General features: G+C 67.4%; 4 protein-coding genes, 1 pseudogene and 1 riboswitch. Of the genes and pseudogenes, 3 read left to right on the top strand and 2 right to left on the bottom strand.

What is annotated here, in order from left to right; all coding sequences use genetic code 11:
- Nucleotides 1-1106 (top strand): annotated as a pseudogene (locus CSW58_RS07720) (diguanylate cyclase domain-containing protein); the annotation flags it as partial.
- Between the two features lie 9 nt (nt 1107-1115).
- Nucleotides 1116-1760 carry a DsbA family oxidoreductase gene (locus tag CSW58_RS07715; protein ID WP_099446899.1) on the top strand — a complete coding sequence of 215 codons (645 nt, stop codon included), beginning with the start codon at nt 1116-1118 and terminating at the stop codon, nt 1758-1760.
- An 11-nt stretch (nt 1761-1771) separates the two neighbouring features.
- On the opposite strand, the gene mfd is transcribed toward CSW58_RS07715, so the two are convergent.
- Both mfd and CSW58_RS07705 read right to left on the bottom strand, forming a co-directional pair.
- The gene (mfd, locus tag CSW58_RS07710) at nt 1772-5236 is read right to left on the bottom strand and encodes a transcription-repair coupling factor (RefSeq protein ID WP_099446898.1); all 3465 of its coding nucleotides are present in this window, start codon (nt 5234-5236) and stop codon (nt 1772-1774) included.
- A 147-nt stretch (nt 5237-5383) separates the two neighbouring features.
- Nucleotides 5384-5677 (bottom strand): succinate dehydrogenase assembly factor 2, encoded by a 294-nt coding sequence (locus CSW58_RS07705; protein WP_099446897.1) that lies wholly within the window; start codon nt 5675-5677, stop codon nt 5384-5386.
- Nucleotides 5678-5776: 99 nt separating this feature from the next.
- Nucleotides 5777-5977, top strand: a riboswitch (cobalamin riboswitch).
- A gap of 143 nt (nt 5978-6120) precedes the next feature.
- Here CSW58_RS07705 and CSW58_RS07700 point away from each other — a divergent pair.
- Complete coding sequence (locus CSW58_RS07700; protein ID WP_099446896.1) at nt 6121-6657, top strand: TonB-dependent receptor; 537 nt, start codon at nt 6121-6123, stop codon at nt 6655-6657.
- Nucleotides 6658-6676: the final 19 nt, after the last annotated feature.

The following is a 6676-nucleotide window of genomic DNA, read 5'->3' as shown; positions in this document are numbered from 1 at the left end:
GGTGGCGCCGCGTCGCCTACCAGTGATCGCGATCGGCGAGCCGGGCGAACCCAACCATCAGGCCTTCGACCTGACGCTTTCGCCGCCCCTGCACCCGGCCCAGGCCGTTCTTAGGCTAGAATCGCTGGTCCGCACCGCGATCGCCGAGGAAGAGTTCGAGTTGCGGATGGCCACGTTCAGCGAGCGCGGCCGCCGGCTGGACCTGCCGGAATCGCACGGCGAGCCCTTCCGGATCCTGGCCATCGGCGAACCGGCCCCGCAGTTCCTGGCCCTGTCCAACGCCCTGACCCGCAGCGGCGCGGACGTCGTCGGCGCCTTCACCGCCTATACGGCCTTCGACTATCTTCACGAGCGGGCCTTCGACGCCGTGGTCCTGTGGGCGGGCGACAATCAGCAGGAAGCCCTGTCGATCGCGGCGGGCATGCGTCGAAACACCCGCCTGTTCCACATCCCGGCCCTGCTCTACCTCAAGGCCGAGAGCTATGTGACCATGGCCGAGGCCTTCCATCGCGGCGTTTCCGACGTCGCGTCGCCCGAGACGCCCCGAGGTCGAAACCGCCCGTCGGGTCATCGAACTGGCCCGCAACTACCGCCGGGGCGAATCGATCCGGGGCGCGCTGGAAAAGGCGCGCAGTTCGGGCCTGATGGACGCCGCCACCGGACTGTTCACCCGCGACCTTTTCGCCGCGCACCTGGTACGCCTGGCCGCCGCGGCGCGGGAGCGGGCCCGACCGATGTCGATCTGCGTGCTGCGTATCGCCGACAAGGCCGACGTCTTGTGGGCCCGGTCCAATGGCTGGCTCGATCGAGCCATCCCGCAGATCGGCTCGATGGTCGGCCGGCTGGTGCGGGTCGAGGACACCGCCGCCCGCCTGGCGCCGGAAGTCTTCGCCCTGGCCCTCCCCGCCACCAACCAGGCCGCCGCCCGCGCCGCCGCCGAACGCATCGCCGCCGTCATTGGCTGCACGGCCTTTGACGCAGGCGAAGACCGCAGTCCCTTTGTCTGCGAGTTCGACATTGGCGTGGCGCAGATCGAAAATGGCGAAGGGGCGGTCAAGGCCCTCGAGCGCGCGGCGGCCCGTGCGCTGCAACGCGAAGCCGTCTGAGGAAGGTCCATGGGACAACCGCTGCTGATCGACCTCGTCGCCGATGTCGTTTGCCCCTGGTGCTATCTCGGCTGGCGGCGCCTGAAGTCCGCTCTGGCGCTGCGGCCGGATGTCGAGCCCCTGATCGTCTGGCGACCCTATCAGCTTGACCCGACCCTTCCCGAGCAAGGCGTTGATCGCAAAGCCTATATGGCCGGCAAGTTCAAGGATCCGCTCAAGCTGAAGGCCGTTCATACGGCCCTGGTCGAAGGCGGGGCCGAGGACGGCATCGTCTTCGATTTCGACGCGATCGCCCTGTCGCCCAACACCAACGCCGCGCACCGTCTCATCCGCTGGAGTCAGGGCGCGGGCCGGCAGGATGCGGTGGTCGAGGCCCTGTTCGCGGCCTATTTCACCCATGGTCGCGACATCGGCGATCCCCAGGTCCTGGCCGAGATCGGCGAGCAGGCCGGACTGGACCGCCTCGTGATCCTTCGGCTGTTGTCGGAAGGCGCGGACCAGGACTCGGTGGCGCGCGAGCACGCCATGGCCGTCCAGGGCGGAATCACCGGCGTGCCGTTCGCGATCTTCGGCGGCAAGCTGGCCGTCGTCGGGGCTGAAAGCCCGGAAAACATCGCCGCGGCGATCGACAAGGCCCTCGAACCGAGCGTCTAGACCGGACCGCCCTACTCCTTGGCCAGCTTGACCAGTTGGGTCAGGATCTTTTCAGCGGCGTCCAGGCGGGCGGCCGGCGTATCCCACTCGCCCTTCACCACCACCTTCTGGTCGGGCCGCACCTTCCAGACGATGTTGTTCTTGGCCACGAACTGCATCAGGGCCAGAGGGTTGGCGTAGGTGTCATTGCGGAAGCTGGCCACAGCCCCCTTGGGGCCGACATCGATCTTGGCGACATTGGCCTCGCGGCACAGACCCTTGATGGCCACCACCTTCAGCAGGCTGTCGGTTTCCGGCGGCAGGGGGCCAAAGCGGTCGATCAATTCGGCGGCCAGGGCCTCGCGGTCAGCCGCGCGCTCCGCCTCGGACAGTCGGCGATAGAGCGACAGGCGGACATTGAGGTCGGGGACGTACTCGTCGGGGATCATCACGGCCGCGCCGGTATTGATCTGCGGCGACCAGCCGCGATCTGAACTCAAGGCCTCGGCGCCCTGGCGTTCGCGCAGCTCGGCGACCGCGTCCTCGAGCATCTGCTGGTACAGCTCGACGCCGATTTCCTTGATGTGGCCGCTCTGCTCGTCGCCCAGCAGATTGCCGCCGCCGCGCTGGTCGAGGTCGTGGCTGGCCAGTTGGAAGCCGGCGCCCAGGCTGTCGAGCGACTGCAGGACCTTCAGGCGCTTCTCGGCCGACAGGGTGATCTGCCTCTCAGCGGGCGTGGTCAGATAGGCGTAGGCCCGGGCCTTGGACCGGCCGACCCGGCCACGGATCTGATAGAGCTGGGCCAGGCCGAACATGTCGGCGCGGTGCACGATCAGGGTGTTGGCGCTGGGAATATCGAGGCCGCTCTCGACGATCGTCGTGGCGAGCAGGACATCATACTGGCCTTCGTAGAAGGCGGTCATCACGTCTTCCAGCTGGGTCGGGGCCATCTGGCCGTGACCGACCACAAACTTCACCTCCGGCACCTGAACGCGGAGGAATTTCTCGATCTCCTCCAGGTCCTTGATGCGCGGCACCACATAGTAGGCCTGGCCGCCGCGATACTTCTCGCGCAGCAGGGCCTCGCGCAGGGTCACCGGATCGAAGGGGCTGATATAGGTGCGCACCGCCAGGCGATCGACCGGCGGGGTGGCGATGATCGACATCTCGCGAATGCCGCTGAGCGCCATCTGGAGCGTTCGGGGAATGGGCGTGGCGGTCAGGGTCAGCATGTGCACGTCGGCGCGAAGCTCCTTGAGCTTCTCCTTGTGCTTGACCCCAAAGTGCTGCTCCTCGTCGACGATGACCAGGCCCAGGTCCTTGAACGAGACCTGCTTGGAGAGCACGGCATGGGTGCCGACCACGATCTCCAGCTGACCATTGGCCAGGCCCTCGCGCGCGGCGGCGGCGTCCTTGCCGGTGACCATCCGCGATAGCTGGGTGACCTTGATCGGCCAGCCCTGAAAGCGATCCTTGAACGTCTTGAAGTGCTGGCGCGCCAGCAAGGTCGTTGGGCAGACGATGGCCACCTGCTTGCCGCTCATGGCCACCACGAAGGCGGCGCGCAGGGCGACCTCGGTCTTGCCGAACCCGACGTCGCCGCAGATCAGACGATCCATCGGCTTGCCGGATCCAAGATCGCTCAGCACATCGGCGATAGCCGACAGCTGGTCGTCGGTCTCCTCGTAAGGGAAACGCGCGCAGAATTCGTCGAACACCCCGTGCGGCGGATCGGTCTCTTCGACGGATTTCAGCTGGCGAGCCGCCGCGATCTGGATCAGGCCCTCGGCCATGACCCGCAGGCGCTCCTTGGCCTTGGCCTTGCGCCCCTGCCAAGCTGCGCCGCCCAGCTTGTCCAGCTGGACGTTCTCGCCGTCGGTTCCGTAGCGGGTCAAAAGGTCGATGTTCTCGACCGGCAGATAGAGCTTGGCCTCGCCTCCGTACAGCAGGTCCAGGCAGTCATGCGGCGCGCCCTGGACGTCGAGGGTCTTGAGGCCCTCATAGCGGCCGATGCCGTGATCGATGTGGACCACGAGGTCGCCGGGGGTCAGGGCGCTGGCCTCTGCCAGGAAGTTGGCGGCGCGGCGCTTCTTGCGTGGCCGGGCCAGGCGGTCGCCGAGAATGTCGGTTTCCGAGATCACCGCCAGGCTGTCGGTCTCGAAGCCATGATCCAGCGGCAGCACAACGCGCTGCGGGGTCTTGGGATCGGCGGCCTTGGCGGCCTGCCAATAGGCCGCGTAGGGGATTCGGGTCAGGCCGTGGTCGGCCAGCATCGTGCCGAGTCGTTCCGAGGAGCCCTCCGACCAAGAGGCGAACAGCACCCGCTTGCCCTGCCCTGTCAGGGCCTGGGCATGCTCGGCGGTCGCCTCGAACAGGTTGACGCTGTCCTGGGCCCGCTCAGCGGCGAAGGTGCGGCCAAGCTTGGCGCCCATGTCGACCACGTCCAGTCCCTGGGGCTGGAAGGGCGTGAAGCGGCGATGGGTGCGGTCGGCGATCGCGCCGTCCCATTCCTCGGCGGTCAGATAGAGGGCCTTGGGCTCCAGCGGGCGATAGGCCGACTTGCGGTCGGCGCCAGCCCGGGCCTCGTAGGCGTCCTGGATCATCGACAGGCGTTCGTCGCGCGCCTCATTGACCTGATGATCGATGCCGATCAGCCCGCCCTCGGGCAGATAGTCGAACAGGGTCGCCATGCGCTCATAGAACAGCGGCAGCCAGTGCTCCAGACCGGCCCGGCGGCCGCCCTCGCTGACCGTGGCGTAGAGCGCATCATCGCCCGGTGCGCCAAAGGTGCGCACATAGCCCGACCGGAAGCGCGAGACGCCGGCCGCGTCGAGCAGGGCCTCGCTGACGGGCAGAAGTTCGATCGCCTTCAGTTGCTTGGTCGAACGCTGGGTCTCCGGATCAAAGGCCCGGATGCTTTCCAGCGTGTCGCCGAACAGGTCCAACCGCACGGGTTCGTCGGCGGCGGGCGGATAGACGTCAATCACGCCGCCCCGGATCGCGAACTCACCGCGCTCGGACACCGTCGACGCGCGGACATAGCCGTTGATCGCGAAATAGCGTTCCAGATCCGCGACTTCGACGACATTGCCGACCTGGGCGGCGTAGCTGGCCCGCATCAGGACCGACTTGTCGGGAACCCGCTGCAGGAGCGCCGGCGCGGCGGTGACTAGAATGGCCGGCTTGGCCTTCCCCAGGCCGTTGGCCAGGCGGTGCAGGGTCGACATCCGGGTCGCCGCGACGCCGGCCGAGGGGCCGATTCGGTCATAAGGCAGGCAGTCCCAGGAGGGGAACAGCACCGCCTCGATCTCGGGCGCGAAGAATCTCAGGGCGTCGATGAAGGCCGTGGCTCGCGCCGTGTCGCGGGCCACGAACATGGTCAGCCCACCCCGGGCGCGGGCGATGTCGGCCATCACCAGGGCGTCAAAACCCTCCGGCGCGCCAGCCAGGGTGAGGCCGCCCGAGGCCTTGGCGATCTGTTTGGCGTCGTGGGCCATGCTGCTCTTTAGCGCCTATGGACGGGCCTGGCCCGCTCGTGAAAAGTTCGATTCCGATCCGCCGGGGCGGCTTCCTCGCCGTGGAACAGAGCGAGCGCGCGACAAACGTTGCGATATCCCGACCAAGCTCGGTCGCGGCGACAGGCCTCAGGCGCCATCGCCGATGGGTCTGACCGCGTGAGCTTCATAGCGGAACAACTTGATCATGTTCATGATTTCGTTGTCGAACGCGGGCGGGGTCGGCTCCTGCCCCACGATCCAAGCATAGATCTCACGGTCTGACTCTTCCATCAGCGCTTCGAACAAGTCGAGCTGTTCGGGGGTCAGGTTTGGCCCATGGTTTTCAGCAAACGGGCCCAGAATGAGGTCCGCTTCGCGAAATCCGCGGTGCCAAGCCCGGAACTTCAGCCGCCGAAGGCGGGAGTCGTGATCGATGGTCATGTGGTCGCCGATATAGAGCGGCCGGACGGCCAGCGCCAGAGTTCACGCGCCGTTCTGCGCCGAATGCCCGCCGGATTGACGGTGCGCGGCGCAACAGCTAGTCCGGGCCTCGCGACAGGTTCCTCTCCGGAGGATGAAAAGGGAACTCGGGTGAAAAACCCGGGCTGCCCCCGCAACTGTAAGCGGCGAGTCCGCGCGTCATTCATGCCACTGGAAACCCCGTTCGCGGGCGATCTGGGAAGGCGACGCGAAGGCATTGACCCGTGAGCCAGGAGACCTGCCCGTCGCGGTCGTCCTTCCCATGGCCGGGGTGCGCCATGTGAAACGGGTCTTCCCGACAGAGACGACGAGCAACCTGGACCGCGCCCCTCGCGCGAGCCCGCGCGCCGTCACGCCCGCGGACCCGATCGAGCGCCGGTTCGTCGTCACCGGAGGGGAAACCCATGACTCGCAGACTTCTGACCACGACCGCCCTGGCCACGCTCTTGCTGGCCTCGCCCGCCCTTGCTGAAACCAGCCTCACGCCGCGCAAGGCCGCTGACCCCGATGTCGCTGGGGCGGAAGCCGCCAGCGCCGTCGACGGCGTGGTCGTCACCGCCACCCGCTTCGCGCAGAACGCCGACAAGATCGGCGTCTCCATCACCGCGCTCGACAGCTGCGACATCGCCCTCAGCCAGGCCACCAATGTCGCGGACCTGATCTCCCGCACCCCCGGCGTCGTCGTCGCCCGCAGCGGGGGTGAAGGCCAGCAGGCTCGGTCTTCATTCGCGGGGCGGAATCCTACCACACGGTGGTGGTGGTCGACGGCGTCAAGCTCAAACGACCCATCCTCGACCCAGGGCGGATTCAACTTCGGCAATCTGCTGATCGGCGACATCGCGCGGATCGAGGTCCTGCGCGGCGCGCAATCCACCTCTGGGGCAGTCAGGCGATCGGCGGGGTGGTCAATCTGGTCACGCCGAGCCGACCGCGAGCCTTGAGCGCGCGCTGCAGCTCGAG

This window comes from Caulobacter sp. B11 (genome assembly GCF_002737765.1).
In the GTDB taxonomy this organism is placed as follows: domain Bacteria; phylum Pseudomonadota; class Alphaproteobacteria; order Caulobacterales; family Caulobacteraceae; genus Caulobacter.
This window is presented reverse-complemented; position numbering and strand designations above follow the sequence as displayed.